19 protein-coding genes are annotated in these 20,458 nt (G+C 65.2%); 9 read left to right on the forward strand and 10 right to left on the reverse strand.

The genetic code is table 11. The features are described from left to right. Positions 1-2: 2 nt before the first annotated feature. The 6 genes from QHF89_RS04090 to QHF89_RS04115 form a co-directional block, all read right to left on the reverse strand. Positions 3-1,751, reverse strand: a complete 1,749-nt coding sequence (locus tag QHF89_RS04090; RefSeq protein ID WP_136965968.1) for a hypothetical protein — start codon at positions 1,749-1,751, stop codon at positions 3-5. An 8-nt stretch (positions 1,752-1,759) separates the two neighbouring features. Beyond that, complete coding sequence (locus QHF89_RS04095; RefSeq protein WP_284720028.1) at positions 1,760-3,076, reverse strand: CIA30 family protein; 1,317 nt, start codon at positions 3,074-3,076, stop codon at positions 1,760-1,762. After that, positions 3,073-4,566 (reverse strand): DUF5010 domain-containing protein, encoded by a 1,494-nt coding sequence (locus QHF89_RS04100; RefSeq protein ID WP_136965966.1) that lies wholly within the window; start codon positions 4,564-4,566, stop codon positions 3,073-3,075. The genes QHF89_RS04095 and QHF89_RS04100 overlap by 4 nt, the downstream gene beginning before the upstream one ends. Further along, complete coding sequence (locus tag QHF89_RS04105; RefSeq protein WP_284720029.1) at positions 4,563-5,363, reverse strand: hypothetical protein; 801 nt, start codon at positions 5,361-5,363, stop codon at positions 4,563-4,565. Before QHF89_RS04105 ends, QHF89_RS04100 begins: the two co-directional genes overlap by 4 nt. A gap of 247 nt (positions 5,364-5,610) precedes the next feature. Next, complete coding sequence (locus QHF89_RS04110) at positions 5,611-7,008, reverse strand: DUF5010 domain-containing protein (protein ID WP_136965963.1); 1,398 nt, start codon at positions 7,006-7,008, stop codon at positions 5,611-5,613. Between the two features lie 3 nt (positions 7,009-7,011). Beyond that, positions 7,012-7,773, reverse strand: coding sequence for a hypothetical protein (locus QHF89_RS04115; RefSeq protein ID WP_136965962.1), 762 nt, complete (start codon positions 7,771-7,773; stop codon positions 7,012-7,014). 153 nt (positions 7,774-7,926) lie between these two features. Here QHF89_RS04115 and QHF89_RS04120 point away from each other — a divergent pair, with 153 nt between their 5' ends. Beyond that, positions 7,927-8,979, forward strand: coding sequence for a DUF4380 domain-containing protein (locus QHF89_RS04120; RefSeq protein WP_136965961.1), 1,053 nt, complete (start codon positions 7,927-7,929; stop codon positions 8,977-8,979). A 37-nt stretch (positions 8,980-9,016) separates the two neighbouring features. Here QHF89_RS04120 and QHF89_RS04125 read toward each other — a convergent pair whose 3' ends face one another. Both QHF89_RS04125 and QHF89_RS04130 read right to left on the reverse strand, forming a co-directional pair. Continuing rightward, positions 9,017-9,658, reverse strand: coding sequence for a response regulator (locus tag QHF89_RS04125; protein WP_136965960.1), 642 nt, complete (start codon positions 9,656-9,658; stop codon positions 9,017-9,019). Between the two features lie 14 nt (positions 9,659-9,672). Continuing rightward, positions 9,673-11,958 (reverse strand): sensor histidine kinase, encoded by a 2,286-nt coding sequence (locus QHF89_RS04130; RefSeq protein WP_136965959.1) that lies wholly within the window; start codon positions 11,956-11,958, stop codon positions 9,673-9,675. 94 nt (positions 11,959-12,052) lie between these two features. Here QHF89_RS04130 and QHF89_RS04135 point away from each other — a divergent pair, with 94 nt between their 5' ends. From QHF89_RS04135 to QHF89_RS04165, 7 genes are all read left to right on the forward strand, one after another. Continuing rightward, a complete protein-coding gene (locus tag QHF89_RS04135; RefSeq protein WP_284720030.1) occupies positions 12,053-12,175 on the forward strand; it encodes a hypothetical protein in 123 nt (40 codons plus the stop codon). A gap of 15 nt (positions 12,176-12,190) precedes the next feature. Further along, the gene (locus QHF89_RS04140) at positions 12,191-12,658 is read left to right on the forward strand and encodes a DoxX family protein (protein WP_136965958.1); all 468 of its coding nucleotides are present in this window, start codon (positions 12,191-12,193) and stop codon (positions 12,656-12,658) included. 20 nt (positions 12,659-12,678) lie between these two features. Then, complete coding sequence (locus QHF89_RS04145) at positions 12,679-14,103, forward strand: alginate export family protein (protein WP_284720031.1); 1,425 nt, start codon at positions 12,679-12,681, stop codon at positions 14,101-14,103. Positions 14,104-14,317: 214 nt separating this feature from the next. Continuing rightward, positions 14,318-14,995 carry a hydrolase gene (locus tag QHF89_RS04150; RefSeq protein WP_136928035.1) on the forward strand — a complete coding sequence of 226 codons (678 nt, stop codon included), beginning with the start codon at positions 14,318-14,320 and terminating at the stop codon, positions 14,993-14,995. A gap of 10 nt (positions 14,996-15,005) precedes the next feature. Further along, on the forward strand, positions 15,006-15,557 hold the full coding sequence (locus QHF89_RS04155; protein ID WP_136965956.1) for a putative antibiotic biosynthesis monooxygenase: 552 nt from the start codon (positions 15,006-15,008) through the stop codon (positions 15,555-15,557). Further along, the gene (locus tag QHF89_RS04160; RefSeq protein WP_136965955.1) at positions 15,554-17,386 is read left to right on the forward strand and encodes an amidohydrolase; all 1,833 of its coding nucleotides are present in this window, start codon (positions 15,554-15,556) and stop codon (positions 17,384-17,386) included. The genes QHF89_RS04155 and QHF89_RS04160 overlap by 4 nt, the downstream gene beginning before the upstream one ends. An 18-nt stretch (positions 17,387-17,404) precedes the next feature. Continuing rightward, positions 17,405-18,226, forward strand: coding sequence for an alpha/beta fold hydrolase (locus tag QHF89_RS04165; RefSeq protein ID WP_136965954.1), 822 nt, complete (start codon positions 17,405-17,407; stop codon positions 18,224-18,226). A gap of 21 nt (positions 18,227-18,247) precedes the next feature. Here QHF89_RS04165 and QHF89_RS04170 read toward each other — a convergent pair whose 3' ends face one another. Next, positions 18,248-18,796 carry an RNA polymerase sigma factor gene (locus QHF89_RS04170; protein ID WP_136965953.1) on the reverse strand — a complete coding sequence of 183 codons (549 nt, stop codon included), beginning with the start codon at positions 18,794-18,796 and terminating at the stop codon, positions 18,248-18,250. A gap of 99 nt (positions 18,797-18,895) precedes the next feature. On the opposite strand from QHF89_RS04170, the gene QHF89_RS04175 reads away from it, so the two are divergent. After that, complete coding sequence (locus QHF89_RS04175) at positions 18,896-19,261, forward strand: thioredoxin family protein (protein ID WP_232379406.1); 366 nt, start codon at positions 18,896-18,898, stop codon at positions 19,259-19,261. A gap of 71 nt (positions 19,262-19,332) precedes the next feature. Here the strand turns inward: QHF89_RS04175 and QHF89_RS04180 are convergent, their stop codons facing one another. Next, on the reverse strand, positions 19,333-20,427 hold the full coding sequence (locus tag QHF89_RS04180; RefSeq protein WP_284720032.1) for a hypothetical protein: 1,095 nt from the start codon (positions 20,425-20,427) through the stop codon (positions 19,333-19,335). Positions 20,428-20,458 lie beyond the last annotated feature (31 nt).

Below are 20,458 nucleotides of genomic sequence, written 5' to 3' on the forward strand. Positions count from 1 at the left end.
GATCACCACCACATCCCGAAGGTGAGGGCCAGCATTTGGTTGTCGAGCTCCTCGCGCGTGTAATCGTTCGGAGCTTCGCCGCGGGAATGCGCACCGTAAAACCAGCGCGTGTAACTCAGCGTGACATGCTCGTGGCTGTTCCAGTTGCTCCGGAAGACGAGCTTCGGGCTGATGACGTGGAAGCTCTCCTCGCGGTCCTTGGAGTTCGGCGAGACGTAATCGTAGCGGCCGGAGAGCGCGAGCCACGAGAAAAAGCGATAGGTTGCCTCCGCGCCGAGCTTGTAAAGCGTACGGCCGTCGAAGCTCGGATCGCGGCTTTCGAGCACGGTGCCGACATTCGCGAATACGCTCGTGATGAGATCGGGTCCTTCGCCCCAGAAGGCCGTCGGGTGCCAGAGGAACTTCGACCAACTGAAGTTGTATTCGAAGCCCGCGATGAGGAGCTTGCCCGTGCCTCCGCCCGCCTGACCGAGGAGCCGCTTGGTGAGGAGCTCGCCGGTGTCGGCGCCGTAGTAATTCATGCCCGTCAGCAGATGCGCGTACGTCGCGTCGGCGTACGAGGCCGCGATGGCGAAGTTGCCGAGGTGGTTGTTGATCATGCGAACGTCGGCGCCGAGCACGGTCATCTGCGGGTCGGGGCGCAGGCCTTCGTCGAGGAACGGGGTCTTGGGGTCGTCGATCTGGTCGCGCTCGTCCTGCGCGAAATTGCTGAGGTAATGTAGGCCAAAGACGAACGGTACATCGCCCTCGATGCCCAGGCCGACGTGCGCGTGGTGGACGAAGGCCGAGGGCCGCGAGGGATTCGCGTCGTGGTCGTACACATTCGGTCCGCCGCCGAGCGGCACCTTGCTGAACCGCCCCATCACGCCGTGCTCCGCGAAGAGCGAGAGCGAGCTCGAGAGTTTGTATTTCGCGCTGAGCGTCTCGCCGACGCCGAAGGGCGAGCCGACGATCGCGGCGTTGTACTGGCCCGCCCCGTATTGTCCGAGCGAGCCGTACGCGTTGCGGAATACGCCCACCGTCCAGTTCAGGGTCAGATCCGCGGTCACGGGCGCCGTGAACAGGAGAAACGCCTCGTTCAAGAAATTTTGGCTCGTGGTTTCGCGCCAGGTTTCTCCTGCCGACGGCTTCCACGTGCTGAGCTTCACGACCGCCTTGACGTTGGCATTGCCGTAATCGAACCGGAGCTCGACCCAGCTCCCGAGCGGCGCGTTCGTGCCTCGCACGGCGCCGTAGAGATCGGGCGTCTGCGGCGGCGCGAGCAGCGTCGTCTCGAATTGCCTGGGCGTCGCGCGTTCACGTTCGTCGACAGAGAGCCGGAGCGCGGCGCTCATGAAGCCGCTGAACTTGAAGGTGAATTCGCTGCTCTCCTCGGCCGGCACGCTGAAGGGAATGGTCGCGCCGCCCGGCAGCGTTGGCCCGCTCGGAGCAAACGGGGAGAGGCCGAGCCCCACGGAGCGGCGCGAGCCCGGGATGTAGCCCTTTGGCGGCAATGCGGGGACGGGCGGCTTCTTGGCAGCGGGCGGCGGAGGCGACGCGGTCTTCGCAGCAGGTGCCTTCGGAGGCGCGACGGGCGCATCTTTTTTCTCCGGCGCTTTCGGCGACGGAGGCGGCGCGGAGATGGCGTCCGGCTCTTTGGGTGGCGCAACGGGCGGCGGTTCTGGAGGCGCCTCCTGCCCGAGGGCCGCCCTTGTCGTCACGATGGTACCGAGAGCCCACGCGAGCGCTACGAGCTCGGAAAGCCTTCTCATCGGATCCCTCACCGGCGGCGATAGAAGGTCACGTTGTCGATGTATACGTCTGCGAACCCGACCGGAAGCTGAAGCGCAAGCATGTTGATCGAGCGCAGGTCGAGGAACGGCGCATGTTTCGCGAACCCGACCTGGCGGAATTCGCTGAACGGGATCACGAAGAGCTGCCAATCGGTGGTGAGGCGGATGGACGCGACCCAACCATCGCCGCAGCGCTCCTCCTCCGCGGGCGGCGCCTCGCTGCCGTAACAATAATAACCAGCCTGCGCTCCCGAAAAATCGTAGGCCTTGCATTCGGTGCCGTCCAGGTCCCGATCGTAATAGTAATCCGGTGACTGGCATGCGCTCGGGCCACAGACGGGATAAAGCTCCTCGAGCAACGCCGGCTCGGCGATCGGCGCCATGCCTACCGCGGGATCGAAGCAGCGGTGCGTCGGCACCGGCGCGTCCGGATTCTCGACCGTGCAGGGCAAGCCGTTCTGGCACTTGGGGCGACACGCCTTGATTCGACGGCAGAATGTCTGATGCTCGCGGTTGAGCGCGTCGCTCGTATGCTTGTCATGGAGCGCGACCAGAACGCCGGGCTGGCTGTCCGGACCACGACGCGCCCAGAACGTGACGCCATCATACCGACTAAGGTCCCAGTAGCGGTGCGGCTCCGGTTGCTCGAAATCGTGCCCGTCCGGACGCGTGAGCGGCAGGCCCACCGGATCCACGGTCGCGCCCGGGGCAGGCGGCTGAGGGCAGACATCGGAGCCCGAAGGGCAGGGCACGATGGCGGCGAGCGGGTGCTCCAGGCCCGCGCCGAAATAGTTGAAGCGCCCGCCGCGGAAATGCAAGGCCCAGCCATTGGGCTGGCCGTCGCAGCTCGGTCCATTCGTGATCCGATCGGCCGCGAGGCCCCATTTTTCCTTGTAGCGCCCGAAGAGCCCGGGGTACCACGCCGCGTCGCCCGGCACACGAAAGGAGCCATAGGTTTCGTCGTCGTATGCGGACCACCCCTCCGCGACGCCCACAGCGTTCGGGAGGCTGGGATCGGCCTCGAAGGTCTCGATCCAAAAGGGCGAAAGCTCAATGCCGGATAGCCCGCTGCAATCGACCGCGCGCGAGCCGGGATCCGGCGTCTCCGCCCCGATCGGCGGATAGACGGGCTCGTTGGGCGCGACCAGCGCGCCATTCTGGTTCCGGAGCGGTACCGCTCCATTGGCCCACGGCACAGCCGCCGCAAGCCCTTCGGTGAGCCAGACGCGACCCGCATTCCCCTCAAGGGAGCAGGCAGCCGCGGTGCACAGGAGGGCCCCTGCCATCCAAATTTCGACCTTCATTGTCCGCTCTGTGACTTCCGGATGAGCTGCATGAAGTAGTCGGGGCGTTGCCACTGCCCATGGAAGTAGTAGTCGTAGTTGCGGTGGATCCCAGTCCCCTCGCCGAGATCGTTCCAGGTCGCGATCACGAGCAGCTCGGCGTCACGCGTCTCCTCGAGCACGCGCGAAAAGACGGCAGCGTCTTTGATGATCAAGTCGGTCTGGCGGGGAAGCTTCCCGGGAAGATCACGGCCCACCGCGTCCCACTTGACCATCGCGTGATCGATGATGTGGCCCTTGAGCGTCGAACGGCTGCGGCGCTCGGGGGAGTTGAACGTAAACCACTGATAACGCGCATCCGCCACGCGCTCCATGGCCGCATCCTCGAAATAAGCAGAGTCCGCGTCGACGAACGGCTCCTCGTGGAACTCCGCGACGAACATCTCCTTGAGCCTCGTGATCAACGCAGAGGACTTGGTGCGAGGCAGGAGCGTGCCCGCGTTGTAGAAGTAGACGAAGGGTTTGCCCTTGAAGCGATACCAGTAGCGTTTGTCCACCTGCGAAAAGAAGGGCTTCCACTTCATCTCGTAGATTCGCTTCGCCGCCGCTTCCGTGTCGTTGAGATCGGGCTTCTGCTTCCAGGCCTCGGAGAAGTAGGGCTGACCCCAGGTCCAGGTATCGTCGAAGAAGGCGATCTTGACCGGATCGTCGAGGCTCGCGAGCGCCTTCGCGAGTGGCTCGAGCTTGCCATCCTCGATATCGGGTCCATACGTGTTGAGCAGCAAGAAATCGAGGCCCGCGTACTTCGCGTCGACGAGTTCGCGCCGCCAGAACCCGGGGTTCGAGGGCACGTAATAGCCGGCCTTCCGCTCGCCGAAGCCGAGCAGCGGATGCTCCTCGGCCATGCCCGGCGCGTGCGTGTTGGCCCAATCCATCTTGCAATTGACCTCGTTCGGGCAATTGAAGAAGTACATGAACACGGCGCCGATGTCGCGCTTCAGCTTCTTGACCGGAGCGCCCACGAACTCGGGGTGGTTTTCCCAAGGGTCCGAATAGGCGAGCTGACAGGTGCGCTTTTCCTCTTCGCAGAGCGTCCGCACGACATCGATACGGCGGGTCCTCGATTGGCTCCGGAGCTTCTCGGCCCACCCGCGGACGACCTCGGCGCTCGGCTCCTTGCCCGTGATCTGGCAATGGGCCGCGCGCACGAAGGCTTCGGGCGCGTGTCCGAGGTTGACGTCGACGACCTCCGCGCGCTCACAGGGACCCGTCCACTCGGGCTTGAGCTTGAACGGTCCGAGGTCCTTTTCGTCGATGGGATGGCTCATGGCTCGTGCTCCCGTCGCTTGGGTCCGAGGCCCCACGCCGACTGCTGCCCCGGGGCTCGGCTCGGGGCTCTCGGCCTGGCTCATCGTTTGGTCGAAGCAGCCCGAGAGCAGGCCCGAAATCAGCGCGACCGGCCCCAGGAGGGGCGCCCACTCGAGGCCGGTCGCGACGTTTCGCGGCTTCATTTCCCGATCGGACCGGTCGGCGCCGTGCCTGCGAACAGGGTCACCTCGTCGATCCAGATGTCGAAATCAGGGCCCGGTGTGATCCAGCTCAGGCCGAGGATGACGTCCTTGACCTGCACCGACCCTGCGAGCTCGTTCCATTTGATCGTGTATTGCTTCCAATCCGACGTCAGCGTGATGCTCTTGCCGGGGTGGTTGTAGCAATTCGTCTCGCAGTCGCCGCCGTCCGCCTTGGCTTGTGTCGCCGGATGCACGGCTTGGATCCGGAGCGCATTGTCGGCGCCCGAGGTCCCCTTGGCCCAGAACGAGATGCCGTCGAAGGCCGAAATGCCGGCACACGCCCCGTTGGCATCTTTCAGGCCGAAGCCAAAGCCTGCGCCGAAGCCGCCGTCGGTCGGCGCCTTGATGCCGGTGCCGCTCACGTGAGCGGCCATGGTCGTCATGACGGCGCCCTCGCCTTCACGGGCAATCTTGCTGAAGTTGGCGGCCTCCGTGTCCGCGAACGAGTACCAACCCGGGAACGCCATATCGGTCTCGAAATCGTCCACGAACGCATCGTCGACGGTCAGCACGCGAACGTTGTCGTCACACACGCTGGGAGGGGCTGAACCGCCGCTGCCGCCGCTGCCGCCTGCGCTGCTCGAAGAGCTGCTGCCGCCGCCACTCCCGCTGCTGCTGGCGCTGCCGGCGCCGGCGCCTCCGTTGGGGTCGCCCGTGCCCGACGAGCACGCCGACGCGAGCGCCAAGGCGCCACAAACGGTGTAGATGGAGAGATGCAACGCACGATTCCGTTTCATAGTCTCGCCCCGTTCCTCGTGAGTTTCGAGAGTTCGTCGCTGTCGTGATCAGCTCGTGCACAGATTCGGCGAACTGTACCGGCACCGTCAATGCGAATCATGGTCAACGCGTAGCATTTACTCGGGATGCAATCGGGATCCCTCTCGGGATGCAATTTGGTCGTGCCAGCGGTCGACCGGCCCACGCCCCCCGGTCGTCCTCGCCGTCGAACGGCGCGCGCACACTAGAAGTGGCACGAGGCCACTTCTACTCCTCGCATTGCGCGGCGCGCAGGAGGCGCATGAAGGCGTGCGGCGTGAGCCACTGTCCCTGATGGTAGTAGTCGTAGTTGCGGTGGATGCCGGTCCCCTCGCCGAGGTCGTTCCAGGTGGCAAACACCGCAAGATCGGACGCCGCGGAGCTGCCCAGGGCCTCCTGCAAGAGCTGCGGGCCCTTCACGAGCCGATCGTTGTCGGTCGCGAGATCGCCTGGGTGATCGCGGCCGATGGAATCCCACTTCACCATGAAGTGGTCGTGCGTCACGCCTTTGAGGTTGAAATGACTGTCCTCGTCGCCGAAGGTATCCCAGAGGAACTGCGAATCCGCCACGGCCGGCATGCCGGGGTCCTGGAAAAACGCGCGATCCACCGCGACGAACGGCTCGACGCCGAAATCTGCGGCGAAGAGCTCCTTCAGCCGAGCGACCACAGGCGCTGCAGCAGTGAGCGGCTTCAGGGTGCCAGCGTTGTAAAAATAGATGAACGGTCTGTCCTCGACGCGGTACCAGTGCTCGGGCGCGATCGCATCGAAGAACGGCTTCCACTTTGCCTGATAGATCACCTGCGCGGCGCCCTCGGCGTCGGCCAGATTCGGGGCGACGTTCCAGGGCGGCGGCTGCTGCGCCCGCCCCCAGGACCAAGTATCGTCGAGGAGCGCAATCTGGATGCCTCCATCCAGGTCGGCGAGGGCCTCACTCAGCCGGCCGAGCCGGCCAAGGTCCGGGCCGTACGTGTTCACGAGCAGGAACTGGAGCCCCGCCCAGCGGGCATCGAGGAGTTCGCGCTTCCAAAACCCAGCGTTGTCCGGATGGTAATAACCCTCTGCTGCCGCGCCGAACGCGTGGAGCCGATGGGGTGCAGCCATGCCGCTCGCGTGGGTATTGGCCCAATCCAGATCGCAGTTGACCCCACCGGGGCACTCGCTGAAGAACATCAAGACGGCGCCTACGTCGCGCTGTGTTTTTCGCACACACGGCGTCGTCAGCAGCACCTGCTCCTTCCAGGGATCGGAGTAGGTCAGGGGACAGCTCTTGCCCGCGTCGCTGCAAAGGCTACGCACGACGTCGATCCGTCGAACCCATTCACGGGTCCGGAGCTGCTCGGCCCAGTCCGTGATCTGCTCGGCGCTCGGCTCTGCGCCGTGAATTTGGCAATGTGTCGCACGGACGAACGCTTCGGGCGTATTCCCGAGGTTCACGTCGATCGTCGTTCGCGCCGTGCAGGGGCCGTCGAACTCCTCTCGAAGCTCGAAATCAACGTTCTCCGGGAGCGCCTTGGGAGGCGGGGTCGGGCGTAGGTGATCCGAAGGGTCGTACGAACCCCGCCCGCAGCCGGAGACGAGCGCCATGACGAGCGCAGACGCAGGAAGGAGGACACAGGAGCGCATGGATCACTCCAAGAAGGCTACGTCATCAATCGTGAAGTCCCACGCGACCGCGTCTTTGGAGGTCCAGTTCAATCCGACGAGCGCCTTCGTGTCCAGCTTGGCCTTGTCGCCCCATCCGAGCTGCTTCAGGTCGCTCCACTTGAGCTCGTAGGTCTTCATCTCCGCCGAGAGATTGGTGATGGCGACCGTGAAATGGTCGTAGCATTTCTTGCAGCGCCCGAACTCCGGCATCGTGTCCACCGTGGCCACGAGGAACTTCATCGGCGTCGAGCCGGAAGCCTTGAACCGGATGCCCTTGTATTTCGTTCCATCCACCGGCGTGAGCAGCGGCGCGCCGCACAAGTTCGTGCCGATGCCGCCGCCCCATTCGGTATAGCCCTTCCCCGTCGTGTGGATCGCCCCGTTCTCGATCGCGCTCGTGAATTCCTCGACCGAAGGTGGCTTTTTCGCGCCGGCCGCGGTTTTGTCGCTGTAGACGAACCAGCTCCCGGGCGGCTCGATCGTGGGCAAGTTCGAGATGCCGCCGCCATCCCAAATCATGGGGCCCGTGGGCACGACCGGATCGGGGACGGGCAGATCGCTGCGCGCCGCAGCAGGCGGCGCGTCCGAGGCGCTTGCCCCCGACGAGGGATTCTCACAAGGGCAAGGCGGGCACGGCTCGACGGCGCCTTGGGGACCGATACAGCCGGCGGCCAAGCCCCCAGCGGCGAGCACGACAAGCCCCGTCGCGAGAGCAACGCTGAAGTCACTCATACCCTGGCTCACGTCGCTTTGCCTACCACGCGTGCACGAACAGCCCCAAGAAAAATAATAGGCAAATTCAGTCATTTACTATGTGGCGGCGCCGGCGGTCGACACCATGAGCCTTGACAGACGACCGCAAACGTTCTCCTCTGAAGAAACTCCCCGAGAGGAACCATGAATCACCTTCCTGCCTCGGCCACGCTTCTCATGCTGACCCTGCTGTTCGGTTGCAGTGCCAAGAGCCCCGACGACACGACCGGTGGAGGCGGCGCTTCGGCAACCAGTTCGAGCAGTGCGACCGGCGGCGCGTCGACCGGCGGATCCTCAAGTGGTGGAGAAGGAGGGGGCGGCGCGGGTCCCGTCGAGATGCTCGACGGGCCCATCGAGCGCGACGGGGTTCTCGTTCTCGAGTTCAGCTCGCTCTACTTCGAGGTCGACCCGTCGAAGGGCGCTCGGATCAGCGCGCTCCGGTGGGACGGCATCGAGCTTCTCACCGATGCCGCAGTGAACGCGGTGAATTGGGGCTCCACCTTCTGGACGAGCCCCCAGAGCGACTGGGGATGGCCGCCGCCCGCCGCGGTTGATTCCAGTACGTACACGCCGACGATCGACGAATCGTCCTTCCGCCTCGCAGGTCCGCAGGCGAGCTACGCGGGGAAGACGCTTTCGATCGAAAAAGCGTTCGCCGCCGATTTTTCGCGCGAGGCTGTGGTCGTCACCTACACGATCCGGAACACGGGGAATGCGCCGTTCTCGGTCGCGCCGTGGGAAGTGACGCGCGTGGCCCAGGGGGGACTCACCTTCTTCCCGACGGGGGACACGCAGTTCACCCCCGGAGGTTCCAATCCCCTGCCTGTCGAATCCGCGGAGAGCGTGACCTGGTTCGATGGCGCGGCCCATCCGCCCGACGGCCAGCAGAAAAAATTGAACGCCGATGGCAAGGAAGGTTGGGTCGCGCATGTGGCGGGGGACCTCCTGTTCTTGAAGAGGTTTGCCGACGTGCCTTCGTCGACCCAGGCGCCCGGCGAGGGTGAGGTGGAGATCTTCGCGCAGTCGGCTGCGGAAGGCGGCTACGTCGAGGTGGAGAACCAAGGGAGATATGCGGAGATTGCTCCCGGCGCATCGGCCACATATGAGGTCACGTGGCTCGTCCGGAAACTGCCGGCCGGCGCGACGGCGCAAGTCGGCTCGGCGGCGCTGCTCGATTTCGTTCGGTCTCTGCCCTGATCCAAAGGGCACAGCGCGCTCCGGCGTCCGCGGCGCGCTACAGCTTGATCAGCCCGAGGCGGCTCGCGGTGGCAATGGCCTCTGTCCGGCTGAGCACGTCGAGTTTGCGAAAAATGCTCCGGAGGTGCGACTTCACCGTCGTCTCCCCGATGCCGAGCAGTGTGCTGATCTCCTTGTTGCTTTCCCCGCGCGCGAGATACTCCAGCACCTCGACCTCGCGGCTCGTGAGGGCTTCACGGCTCAGGCTCGCCGCGAGCTTCTGCACGAGGGATGCAGGAAGGCACGTCTCCCCCCGATGCACCCTGCGGATGCAGTCGAGGAGCTCCTCCCGGCGCGAATCCTTCAAGAGATACCCCTTGGCGCCGGCTTTGACGGCGTTGAGGAGGTCATTGTCGGTGTCGAACGTCGTGAGGACGATCAAGCGGGCGGATGCATCGTTCTTCCGGATCTCTTCGATCGCCGCGACGCCATCGAGCACGGGCATGCGGATGTCGATCAGCGCGACGTCCGGACGATATTGTTGCCAGAGCTCCACCACCTGCCGGCCATTCGAGGCCTCGGCCACGACCTCCATGTCGGGTTGGCGGCTGATGATGGCTGCCAGGCCCTCCAGCACCGTGATGTGATCGTCGGCGATGAGCACCCGTATTTTATCGACGCCCGAAGGCTTCGCTGCCATGTCTGCGGGGTCTTTCATAGGAGAGAGCCGCTCGAGGCGTACGGACCTGGTAAGGACGCCACGATGAGCGTCCCGCTTCCTTCCGCGCTTCGTATGGTCAATTGGCCGCCCATCACTTCGACCCGCTCTTTGATTCCGATCAAACCGAGGCCTTCGTTTTGTGACGCAGGGTCAAACCCTACGCCGTCGTCCCGCAGCTCGAACCGGAGCCTTTGTGGCTCGAAAGCGAGATGAGCGTTGAAATGGCGCGCGCGTGCGTGTCGGAGCGTGTTCGTCAGCACCTCCTGGCCGATGCGCAAGAGGTTTTCCTCGCACTCGTTGCTCAACGGCCAGGGGCTGCCCTCCCGCGTGAACGCGCCGACCACGCTGGTCCCGCTGGTCATTTTTTTGATCAAATCCTCCACCGCGTCACAGAGGTTCTTTTCGGCGAGCGCCTGCGAGCGAAGTGCATGCGCGGAGCGTCGCGCCTCTTGCAGGCTGCCGCGCGCCAGCTCGCGCGCGCGGACGAGGTGTTTTCCAGCCTCGGGGAGCAGGCCCCTCGACCAAGCGTCCTCCGTCGCCTCCAGTTGCACGATCACGCCGGTGAATCCCTGCGCCAGCGTGTCATGGAGATCCCGCGCCATGCGATTGCGCTCCGCTGCGATGGCCGCCTCGCGGCTTTGTCGGGACAGTCGCATGAGCTGAATGGCGAGCATGGCCTGATGGGCGAGCGCACGAGCGAGTTCCATCTCGTTTGCTCGAAAGAGGTTCTTGTGCCTCGACCGGATCCCGATGAAGCCGGCGAGCTTGCCGCCGATCAGCGTCGGGACCGTCAGCGTGGCCACGACGCCCATCGCTGCCAGCCGCCGGTAGATCACCGCCATGTTGGGATCATGAGGCGCGTCGCCGTGCCATGGATACCAAGGCGAATTCTCACGGCTGCCGATTCGAATACGCGGTGGATCGCAATCGATTTCTCCGACGACGATATCGACGCCGGTGCGGAGCACTTCGCTCCAGACGGGATGGTCCTCCGTGAAGAGCGTGACCTTTTTGACCGAGGACAAATGTTTCGAGGGGGCGTGCAGCCGATCCTCCTCGAATGTCGCGACCATATCCAGTTCGTTGGCCCCGTTTCGTTCGTACACGCTGACACTCTGCCCGTTCAGCCGTCCGGCGATCATGCGCAAGACGTGCTCCAGGAGTCGCTCGGGATTCGACTCCTGGGCGAGCGCATCCAGCGTGCGGGTGAGCGCAGCGAATTGACCCCTCGCGAGGTGCTCCGAGGCCCGCAAGGCTTCCGCGGATTGTTTGATCGAGGTCACGTCGCGAATCGCGCCCGCCCATTCGATGATCTGGCCCGCTTCGTCCCGTATGGCCGTGGCGGCGACCTCGACGTACTTGATGTAGCCGTCGGGCATCACGAGCCGGTGGCCGAAATGGAGGTCCTCGCCCTTGCCGGAGAACGCCTGGAGGTAGAGGGGGAGGTCCTCGGGGTGGACCCGCGACGCGACCAGCTCGGGCGTGACCTTCGTGTCGGGATGAACCTCGAAGATACAATAGGTCTCATCCGACCAGATGAGCTGGCCCGTCGCGAGAATCCAGGTCGCGCTTCCCGTTTGGCTCAGGCGCTGGGTCCTGGTCAACGAGGCCTCGCTCTTTTTTCGTTCTTCGATTTCGACACGGAACGCCTGGTTGATGCGCTCCAGGTCCGCTGTGCGCTCGCGGATCCGCCGTTCGAGCTCCATGTTGAGACGCGCGGAGGCTTCCTCGGCGCGTTTGCGCTCGGTGATTTCCATCACGGTACCGATGAAACGAATGGCTTGACCGTCCGCGTCGAAGAACGCCTGGCCGCGGGCCGTCACCCATTGCTCCGAGCCGTCTTGCGGATGAATCGTGCGGTACTCCGCGCGATATTCGCCGCCATTCGCACCGGCGAGCGCTTGCATGACCAGGCTGTCCACGCGCGTCCGGTCGTCCGGGTGAACCACTTTCAAAAACATGTCATGGGTTACCTCTGCGTCCAGCGGTAACCCGAAAATCTCCTTCATCCGCTGCGACCAGTCGCCCACGTTGTTCAGGTCCGTGGAGTTCCAGACCCACAGACCAATTCTTCCCGTTTCGATGGCCAACCTCAGGCGTTGCTCGCTTTCGAGCAGCGTCTGGTTGACCTCCCGCAGGTGCGCAGCCTGCTGCCGAAGCTCCGCGTTCAGTCGTTGCAGCTCTTCGGCGGCGGTTTCCCGTTCGCTGGTACGCTCGGACGGAGACGGCGAAGGGGCCGACGGCGTCAGGACCTCGGGTCTATCCGGATCATCGTGCATGGGCCGGCCTTACGTAACGTGATCGTTCGTCCCACGAATCGCTTTGCTTTCGCAGCGGCATGTTGCCACAAGCGGGCGTGCGAGGGAAGGTCGAATGCAGACGCACATGTGGTTCCCGTTGCAGGGCCGCCTCCTTCGAATGGAGGAGGATGAGATCCTCCATTCGAAGGAGAAGAACCTCCGCAGCAAGGTCAATGGTCTTTTCCTCTGGCGATGAGGGAGGATTCGCCCCATGAGCCCCATGGCCGCGCTCCGTGCGCGCTCGCTCGATCTCGGCCTCCTCGTGCTGCGCGTCGGCTCGGCCGCGCTCATTTGGACGTTCCATATGGTTCGGAAGCTCGCCGACTTCGATCACGAACTCCGTGCGTTTCCCGATCCGCTCGGCGTCGGCCACGCGGCGAGCTTCGTGATGGCGCTCGGCGCCGAGGGGGTATGCAGCCTCCTCGTCGCGCTCGGCTTGGCCACGCGCCTGTCGTCGCTCCCCATTGTCTTCACGATGATGATGGTGCTCGTCCTCGGCGCGCGTGGGTTCGAGGGCGCGGACGTCCAGTCGGCCATCCTTTACGCCCTGCCCTATGTCGTCCTCGTGCTCACGGGTCCAGGGCGTTGGTCGCTCGATCATCGGCTGCGCGACCGCTGGGATCACCTGGGCGCTCGCCTCGCTCCCAAGGCATGGGGCCTCCGCGGAGACAAACGGTGAGGCCAGACGCGCGCGTTGCCTTGGCGCTGTTCTCCGGGCTGCTTTTTCTCGTCCACGCCGCCGCGGGACAATCCACTCCCCAAAGCGGGTCCTCGCCCGACGTCCCCGCACACGGCGACGAGACGGGAACGAATTCGCCCTACCGGCCGATCCGGTACCTCGAAGATGATTCTCGTCACGCGGATGGGCCGCGGGACGACCCGTGGGATCCGATCAAATACGTGTCGCTCTGGCCTGGCGCATACCTCTCCTTTGGCGGACAGCACCGGCTTCGCTACGAGTCCGTGAATCCCATCGACCTCGGAATCGGCGACGGTCGTACGACGAGCAGCGTGCTCCTCTCGCGCAACCTCCTGCACGCCGATCTTCATCTCTCGCGGGGGCTCCGCGTCTTCGCGCAGATTGGGGGCTTTTACGCGCTCGGCGTGCCCCGTTCCGAAGCCGAGCCTCCGGACGCGAACGACCTCGACGTGACGCAAGTCTTCTTCGAAAGCAGCGCCGAGCTCGACGGCATTCGAATCACCGGCCGCGTCGGACGTCAGGAGATGGCGCTCGGCTCCACGCGATGGGTGGGCACGCGCGACGGCACGAACGTCCGGCAGGCGTTCGATCTCGTCCGTGTCACGCTCTCGAAGCACGGTGGGTGGAACGTGGAGACGTTTTTCGGCGTCGTCCCGGGCCTTCGGCGCGGCGTTTTCGACGATGCTCCCGATGGGCAGGATCGTTTTTGGGGGATGTACGCGACGCTCCCCGTTCTGCCAAAAAAGCTGCTCGGCCTGGACGTTTTTTATCTCGGTCGCCGCCGGCCCGATGCGGCGTACGCGGACGTGCAAGGGCGCGAGGTCCGCCACACGTTTGGCGCGCGTATCTTCGGCGAGACGGATTTTGGACTCGAGTATGTCGGGCACGCCCTCGTGCAGCGTGGCTCGATCGAGGACGACAGCGTGTTCGCGTGGGGATTCGCGGGCGCGTTGTGGCAGCGCCTGCCTGGCGCTCTCGAGCCCGTCCGCTTGGGCATCCGCGGCGACGCGCTGAGCGGCGACGATCGCCTGCGCGACGGGCGGACGACGACGTTCCAACCGCTCTTCCCCAATCAAAGCTTCTTCAGCGCGCTGCCGGCGATCTATCCGACGAACCTCTACGACGCGCACCCGCTGCTCCGCATCGAAGGGGCGAAGATGTCGTTCGAGGCTGGATGTACTCTGTTCTGGCGGCAAGTGATCGAGGACGCGGTGTACGCGCCGCCCGGCACGGTCCTGGTGCCGGGCGAGGCGACGCGGGCGCGCTTCACCGCCGCGCAGACGTCGCTATCGATCGGCTACAAAGCGGATCGACACTTCTCCTTCAATGCGGAGTACACACACGTCTTCCCCGGCCCGGCGATCACGGAAGCGGGCGGGACCGATGTGGACTTCTTCGGGACATGGACCACGTACACGTATTGAATCTCGCCGATTGCATGGCGGCCATGTCAGAATTCCAACCGACGGTCCATCCTTCGAAAGGAGGAGGAGGGGGTCGTTCCTCTGCAGGGAGGGGGCGTAGGCTGCACGGTCGATTGCGCTCTCGCCAAAACGGGGTACTCTTGCGCCGCTCGCGTGCCCGACAGGCTTCTGCTTGGCGGCTCGAACGGTAACCCTCATTCCAGGTGCAAGGACGATGAACAAATACCACAAGCTTTACACGCCGGAAGACAGCGCGGTCGTTTTCATCGATCACCAGCCGCAGATGACGTTCGGTGTCGCCAACATCGATCGCGCGGCGCTCATCAACAACGTGACGCTGCTCGCGAAGTGCGCGAAGGAGTTCGGCGTTCCCGCCGTCCTCACCGCGGTGGAGACGGAGTCGTTCAGCGGATACATCTGGCCGCAGCTCCTCGACGTCTTCCCGGGGCAGCCGATCGTCGAGCGGACGAGCATGAATTCGTGGGACGACGCGGGGTTCCGCGCCGCCATCGAGGCGACGGGTCGAAAGAACATTCTCCTCACCGGGCTCTGGACCGAGGTCTGCGTGACCTGGCCCGCCATCGAAATGCTCGGCGCCGGCTACAACGTCTACGTCGTCGAGGACTGCTGCGGAGCGACCTCGCCGGCCGCCCATGAAGCGGCGTTGTCGCGGATGGTCCAGGCGGGCGCGATCCGGCTGACGGCGATCCCCGCGCTCCTCGAGTGGCAGCGCGATTGGGCGAAGCGCGAGCACTACAACCAGCTCATGGGCCTCATCAAGCAGCACGGCGGGGCCTACGGCGTGGGCGTCGAGTACGCCTACACGATGGTCCATCACGCGCCGCAATCGGCGATCAAGCCGCAGATCGTGCCGAAGAAATCCGGTCATTGACGGCATCGCCATGGCCGAGACCCTTCACATCGCCATCGTCCGGCGCGTTCGGAAGACGCACATCGCGGACTTCGAGCGCGCGCTCACCGAATTCGCCAGTCGGTCCTTGGCCGAGGCCGGCGCGCGGGGGGTGCATTGCCTTTACCCGCCGCCCGGCTCCGACTCGAACGAGTACGGAATTCTGCGCAGCTTTGCCAGCGCCGCCGACCGCGACGCGTTTTACGAGACGGCCCTCTACAAGGAATGGCTCGCTCGTATCGCGCCGATGGTGGAAGGTGAACCGACGTACCGACGATTGGAAGGTCTCGAAGCCTGGTTTCGCAGCGCCGCCGAGCCCATGCCGCCGCGCTGGAAGATGGCCTTGCTCACCTGGATCGCCGTGTGGCCGGTCAGCATGATCGTCCCGGCGATCCTCCTGCCCTTGCTCGGCCCGAACTTCCCGCATGTCCTCGCCTCCGGCGTCATCGCCGGAGGCATCGTTGCGGTTCTCACGTGGGGTGCCATGCCATTGCTCGTGAAGCTCGCGCATGGTTGGCTTCAGCCCGGGAACAGGACTTCATGAAGACCACTGCCGATCTCATCCTCCACAACGGACGCATCACCACGCTCGATCCGAGCCACCCCGAAGCGAAGGAGGTGGTCGTCGTCGACGGCCGGATCGCAGGGGTCGACAATGCCGCGGAGTTCGAGCGCGGGCCCAAGACGAAGGTCGTCGATCTCGGCGGGCGCAGGGTCATTCCGGGGCTCTACGATTCGCACCTCCACGTCATTCGCGGCGGGCTGAACTACAACATGGAGCTGCGCTGGGAGGGCGTGCCCTCCCTGGCGTTGGCGCTCGAAATGCTCCGCGACCAGGCGGCCCGCACGCCCGCGCCGCAATGGGTGCGCGTCGTCGGTGGATGGAGCGAGTTCCAGTTCGCCGAGCGGCGAATGCCGACGCTCGACGAGATCAATGCGGCGGCCCCCGACACGCCGGTCTTCGTCCTGCACCTGTACTGCCAGGCGTTGCTGAACCGCGCGGCGCTTCGCGCGTGCGGGTACACGAAGGACACCCCCGACCCGCCCGGGGGCGTGATCGTCCGCGACAAGGCGGGCAACCCGACCGGGATGCTCATCGCGAAGCCCAATGCGACGATCCTTTACGCGACGCTCGCGAAAGGACCGAAGCTCCCCCCGGAATACCAGTACAACTCGACCCGCCACTTCATGCGAGAGCTCAACCGGCTCGGCGTGACGAGCGTGTGCGACGCGGGAGGCGGCTTCCAGAACTATCCGGAGGACTACCAGATCATCCAGCAGCTCCACGAGCGTGGGGAGATGACCCTGCGGATCGCGTACAACCTGTTCACGCAAAAAGCCGGCGGTGAGCTCGAAGATTTCGTGCGCTGGTCGAAGATCGTGAAGCCGGGCGACGGCGACGACATGCTCCGGTGCAACGGCGCGGGCGAGATGCTCGTCTTTTCCGCGGCGGACTTCGAGGACTTCCTCGAACCGCGCCCCGACCTCCCAGAGAAGCTCGAGAGCGAGCTCGAGCGTGTCGTTCGTTTCCTGGCCGAAAACCAATGGCCGTTCCGGCTCCATGCGACGTACGACGAATCGATCTCCAGGTTCTTGTCCATCTTCGAGAAGGTCCACAGCGACGTCCCGATCGACAAGCTGCATTGGTTCTTCGACCATTGCGAGACGATCTCCGACCGAAACATCGAGCGCGTCAAGGCGCTCGGAGGAGGGATCGCCGTTCAGCACCGGATGGCGTTCCAGGGTGAATACTTCGTCGATCGCTACGGCGCCAAGGCGGCCGAGCGCACGCCTCCGCTCCGGCGAATGCTGGAGCTCGGCGTGCCGGTCGGCGCAGGTACGGACGCGACGCGCGTCGCGAGCTACAATCCGTTCGTCTCTCTGTACTGGATGTCCACGGGAAAGACGCTCGGCGGCCTTTCGCTGTATCCGGAGAAGGCGCGCCTGACGAGGGAGGAAGCGCTTCGGCTGTACACCCAGGGCAGCACCTGGATGTCGCGGGAGCAAGGGACGCGCGGCGCGATCGCCCCCGGGCAGCTCGCCGATCTGGCGGTGCTGACCGCCGACTATTTCAAGATTCCCGACGAGGAGATCAAGGCGCTCGAATCGGTGCTCACCATCGTCGGCGGCAAACCGGTGTACGCCGCCGAAGAATTCAAGCCGCTCGACCCGGGGGATCTGCCGGTGATGCCGGACTGGTCGCCGGTGCACCGGTATCCTGGAGCCTTCCGGCAGAGCGCGCGAGCCGCGCTTCCTGCTGCGAGTCGTTGCATGCAGACGCACGCAAAGCCCGAGGCGGCCTTGGGTCTCCCGCGATGGCTGTCGGAGCTCGGCAACCTGTTCGACGGCGCCTGTGAGTGTTTCGCGTTCTGAAGGGAAGGAGTTGGTCGAATGGCAACGGTCACCGTCAAGGACGGCACGCAGATCTATTACAAGGACTGGGGCAGCGGGCCGCCCGTCGTCTTCAGCCACGGCTGGCCGCTCAACGGGGATGCCTGGGAGGACCAGATGGTCTTCCTCGCCTCGCACGGCTATCGGTGCATCGCCCACGATCGCCGCGGTCACGGCCGATCCAGCCAGCCCTGGAACGGCAACGACATGGACACCTATGCCGATGACCTGCGCGAGCTCATCGAATCCCTCGACCTCCGAGGCGTGACGCTCGTCGGGCATTCGACCGGCGGCGGCGAGGTGACGCGTTACATCGGTCGCCACGGGACAGCGCGCGTCGCCAAGGCAGTCCTCGTCGGCGCCGTGCCGCCGCTCATGCTGAAGACCCCCGCGAACCCGGGCGGCCTGCCGATCGCGACGTTCGACGGCATTCGCGCAGGCGTCCACGCCGATCGCTCGCAGTTCTTCAAGGATCTGACGATTCCGTTTTACGGGGCGAACCGCGACGGAGCGAAGGTCTCGCAAGGGCTCCGGGACAGCTTCTGGCTCCAGGGCATGCAAGCCGGCTTCAAGAACGTGCTCGACTGCATCAAGGCATTCTCGGAGACGGATTTCACTGAGGATCTGAAGAAGATCGACGTGCCGACACTCCTGATCCACGGCGACGACGACCAGATCGTCCCCATCGGCGCGAGCGCGCTCGCGGCCGCCAAGCTCGTGAAGAACGCGCGCCTCGAGATCTACAAGGGTGGAGCACACGGGCTCGCGGCGACGGAGAAGGACCGCCTCAACGCCGATCTCCTCGCTTTCCTCAAGAGCTGACCGCGCGCACGTGGCGCGGGGTCAGGACGGGCCCGCGTCGCGTCCGGTCATGCAAACGCGCAGCGCCGCCTTGGCGCGGTGCAGCAGGACGGCCACGTACCCCGGCGTAATGCCGAGCGCGTGCGCGACGTCCTCGCCCGGCTGTTCTTCCAGCATCCGGAGCGTCACCACCGCTTTCTGGATCTCGCACAGCTCCTCGACACAGGCGCGCAGGCGCACGTGCTCCTCCGCGCGCGCGAGCGCCTCGTCTGCGGCCATGCCTTCGCCCGCGTCGAGCGGGTGCGCGTCGAGATCGTCGTGGGGCCGCGCGAGGAAGTGGCGTCGCCGCCGGTTGCGCGCGGCGTTGCGCACCATGCCCCCGAGGAGCGCGGACCAGTCCTCGTCCTCCGTCGGGAGCGAGCCGTCTTGCGCGGCCACCAGGAGCTTGCAGAGGGCCTCCTGGACGCAATCGACCGCATCCTCGGGCGAGACGCCCTCCTTCCGCGCGAGGGCCGCGAGGGCGGCTCGCCGCGTGAGGGCGAGCCGCGAGATGTGTTCCAGAACGTCCTCCGTACCGCCGGCGTCGTGCATGGGTCCCGAACGTCAGGTGTCGAGCACGCCCGAGATTACAGCAAAACAATCGCCGTAATGGATGCCCGTCTCGAGACCTCCCGAGGAAAGGAGCGTCTCATGTCCAACTCCCCTGTCCGATCCGTCACAGCGCAGACCTTCGAGGCCGAGGTGGCGCGCGCCGCCGTGCCAGTGCTGGTCGATTTCACCGCCACCTGGTGCCCGCCCTGCCGCGTTCTCGCGCCGATCCTTCATGGAATCGCGGCGGAGGGCGCGGGGCGCCTGAAGGTCGTGGAGGTCAACGGCGACGACGAGCCCGGGCTCGCCGTCCGTTTCGGGATCCGCGGATTTCCCACGGTCATCGCATTCATGGGCGGGAAGGAGATCGCGCGGCACGTCGGCCTCACGAGCAGGGACAAGCTCTTGCAGATGGTCCGCGCGCATTTGCCGCCCGGCGAGCTCAGGCCCCACGCCGCGACCGCGTGATTTCGCGAAAAAGGGTGGGGTAGGGGGCTGCCCCCACCCCACCGAGCCCGTCTATGGCGCCGAGCCCGCCCTCACGGGCAGGCCGTCCCCACCGGGTTCGCCGGCCCCACATCGCCGATGATGGCCTCCACCATTTCGAACCCGAGGCCCATGGAGATGCCGTCGCAGGTCTGGGTCGGGTCCTGGGTGCCGTCGGTCATGATGTCCGACGCCTGCCGGACCTGGTTCAAGAGGTTGTCGAACAGCGGATTGCCGCACAAGCCAAGCAGGTCGCCGACCTTCTTGACCTCGGCGACGAACTCCTCCGTGTTGAGCACGCCGCCAATCATGCCTTCCGTCGCGCTCTTGCGATCCGCGGAGAGGTTCATGGCCATCCGCGCCGCGTGCAAGGTGAGCTTGATCGACGTGCTCTTCGTCGGCGATTTCACCGGGACCGAGAGGATGAACGTCCCGTTCTTCCCCGATTCGAAGAGCGAGCCCGTCACCGAGCTGTTCGGGAAGATGATCGTCGACGACTGCGGATCCATGGGATCGCTGAGGAGCCCGGGCTCGATCGGCCACTTGTCCGTCCCGTCGAACTTGGGCGCCATGCCGAGCGTCGTCCCGCCGAAGAGCTTGGACGTGAGCCCCTGGGCGTCGCCTGTCGCAGGCAGGCATTGCGTCTTCACCAGCGCGGTGAAGTTGCCGTTCTTGACGCCATTGTTGACGTCCTGCGGCCACGCCGGATAGAGCGTGAGGATCGTGGGCAGGAGGTTTTTCCCGAATGAATTGTCTTTCCCGTCGTCGCCGTCGGGATAGGCCGTCTGCCCCGTGCCGCCCGCGTTCGGCTTGCAGAGGTCATCCGAATTCCCGGTCGACACTTTGTCGTCGAGGTTGAAGCCGAACTTCTTCCACTCGCCGCTGTTGCCCTCGCCGAAAAAGAGTTCCTTGACGGCGAACACCGTGAATTGATCGTCCGGGCACGTCACCCCGCCGCCGGCGCCGCCGGCGCCGCCGGTGCCGCCGGTGCCGCCGGTGCCGCTCGAGGAGCTCATGGAGGAGGTGCTCCCCCCCTGCCCGCCGTTGCCGCCGACGCCCACGTTATCCTCGCCGCCACCGCAGCCCTCGGCCACGGCCGCGGTGGTCAGGAGGGCGAGGGCGAGATAGACGCGATTGCTTCTAAGCATATTGGTCCTACTTTTGTTGAGGGTAAGGCTT

Origin of the sequence: Polyangium sorediatum, from assembly GCF_029946465.1 — a bacterium.
Lineage (GTDB): Bacteria > Myxococcota_A > Polyangia > Polyangiales > Polyangiaceae > Polyangium > Polyangium fumosum.

Excerpts from the sequence above, each read along its gene's own strand:
- QHF89_RS04090 (WP_136965968.1), bottom strand. The coding sequence starts at position 1,751 with ATGAGAAGGCTTTCCGAGCTCGTAGCGCTCGCGTGGGCTCTCGGTACC.
- QHF89_RS04095 (WP_284720028.1), bottom strand. The coding sequence starts at position 3,076 with ATGAAGGTCGAAATTTGGATGGCAGGGGCCCTCCTGTGCACCGCGGCT.
- QHF89_RS04100 (WP_136965966.1), bottom strand. The coding sequence starts at position 4,566 with ATGAAGCCGCGAAACGTCGCGACCGGCCTCGAGTGGGCGCCCCTCCTG.
- QHF89_RS04105 (WP_284720029.1), bottom strand. The coding sequence starts at position 5,363 with ATGAAACGGAATCGTGCGTTGCATCTCTCCATCTACACCGTTTGTGGC.
- QHF89_RS04110 (WP_136965963.1), bottom strand. The coding sequence starts at position 7,008 with ATGCGCTCCTGTGTCCTCCTTCCTGCGTCTGCGCTCGTCATGGCGCTC.
- QHF89_RS04120 (WP_136965961.1), top strand. The coding sequence starts at position 7,927 with ATGAATCACCTTCCTGCCTCGGCCACGCTTCTCATGCTGACCCTGCTG.
- QHF89_RS04125 (WP_136965960.1), bottom strand. The coding sequence starts at position 9,658 with ATGGCAGCGAAGCCTTCGGGCGTCGATAAAATACGGGTGCTCATCGCC.
- QHF89_RS04130 (WP_136965959.1), bottom strand. The coding sequence starts at position 11,958 with ATGCACGATGATCCGGATAGACCCGAGGTCCTGACGCCGTCGGCCCCT.
- QHF89_RS04135 (WP_284720030.1), top strand. The coding sequence starts at position 12,053 with ATGCAGACGCACATGTGGTTCCCGTTGCAGGGCCGCCTCCTTCGAATG.
- QHF89_RS04140 (WP_136965958.1), top strand. The coding sequence starts at position 12,191 with ATGAGCCCCATGGCCGCGCTCCGTGCGCGCTCGCTCGATCTCGGCCTC.
- QHF89_RS04150 (WP_136928035.1), top strand. The coding sequence starts at position 14,318 with ATGAACAAATACCACAAGCTTTACACGCCGGAAGACAGCGCGGTCGTT.
- QHF89_RS04155 (WP_136965956.1), top strand. The coding sequence starts at position 15,006 with ATGGCCGAGACCCTTCACATCGCCATCGTCCGGCGCGTTCGGAAGACG.
- QHF89_RS04160 (WP_136965955.1), top strand. The coding sequence starts at position 15,554 with ATGAAGACCACTGCCGATCTCATCCTCCACAACGGACGCATCACCACG.
- QHF89_RS04165 (WP_136965954.1), top strand. The coding sequence starts at position 17,405 with ATGGCAACGGTCACCGTCAAGGACGGCACGCAGATCTATTACAAGGAC.
- QHF89_RS04170 (WP_136965953.1), bottom strand. The coding sequence starts at position 18,796 with ATGCACGACGCCGGCGGTACGGAGGACGTTCTGGAACACATCTCGCGG.
- QHF89_RS04175 (WP_232379406.1), top strand. The coding sequence starts at position 18,896 with ATGTCCAACTCCCCTGTCCGATCCGTCACAGCGCAGACCTTCGAGGCC.
- QHF89_RS04180 (WP_284720032.1), bottom strand. The coding sequence starts at position 20,427 with ATGCTTAGAAGCAATCGCGTCTATCTCGCCCTCGCCCTCCTGACCACC.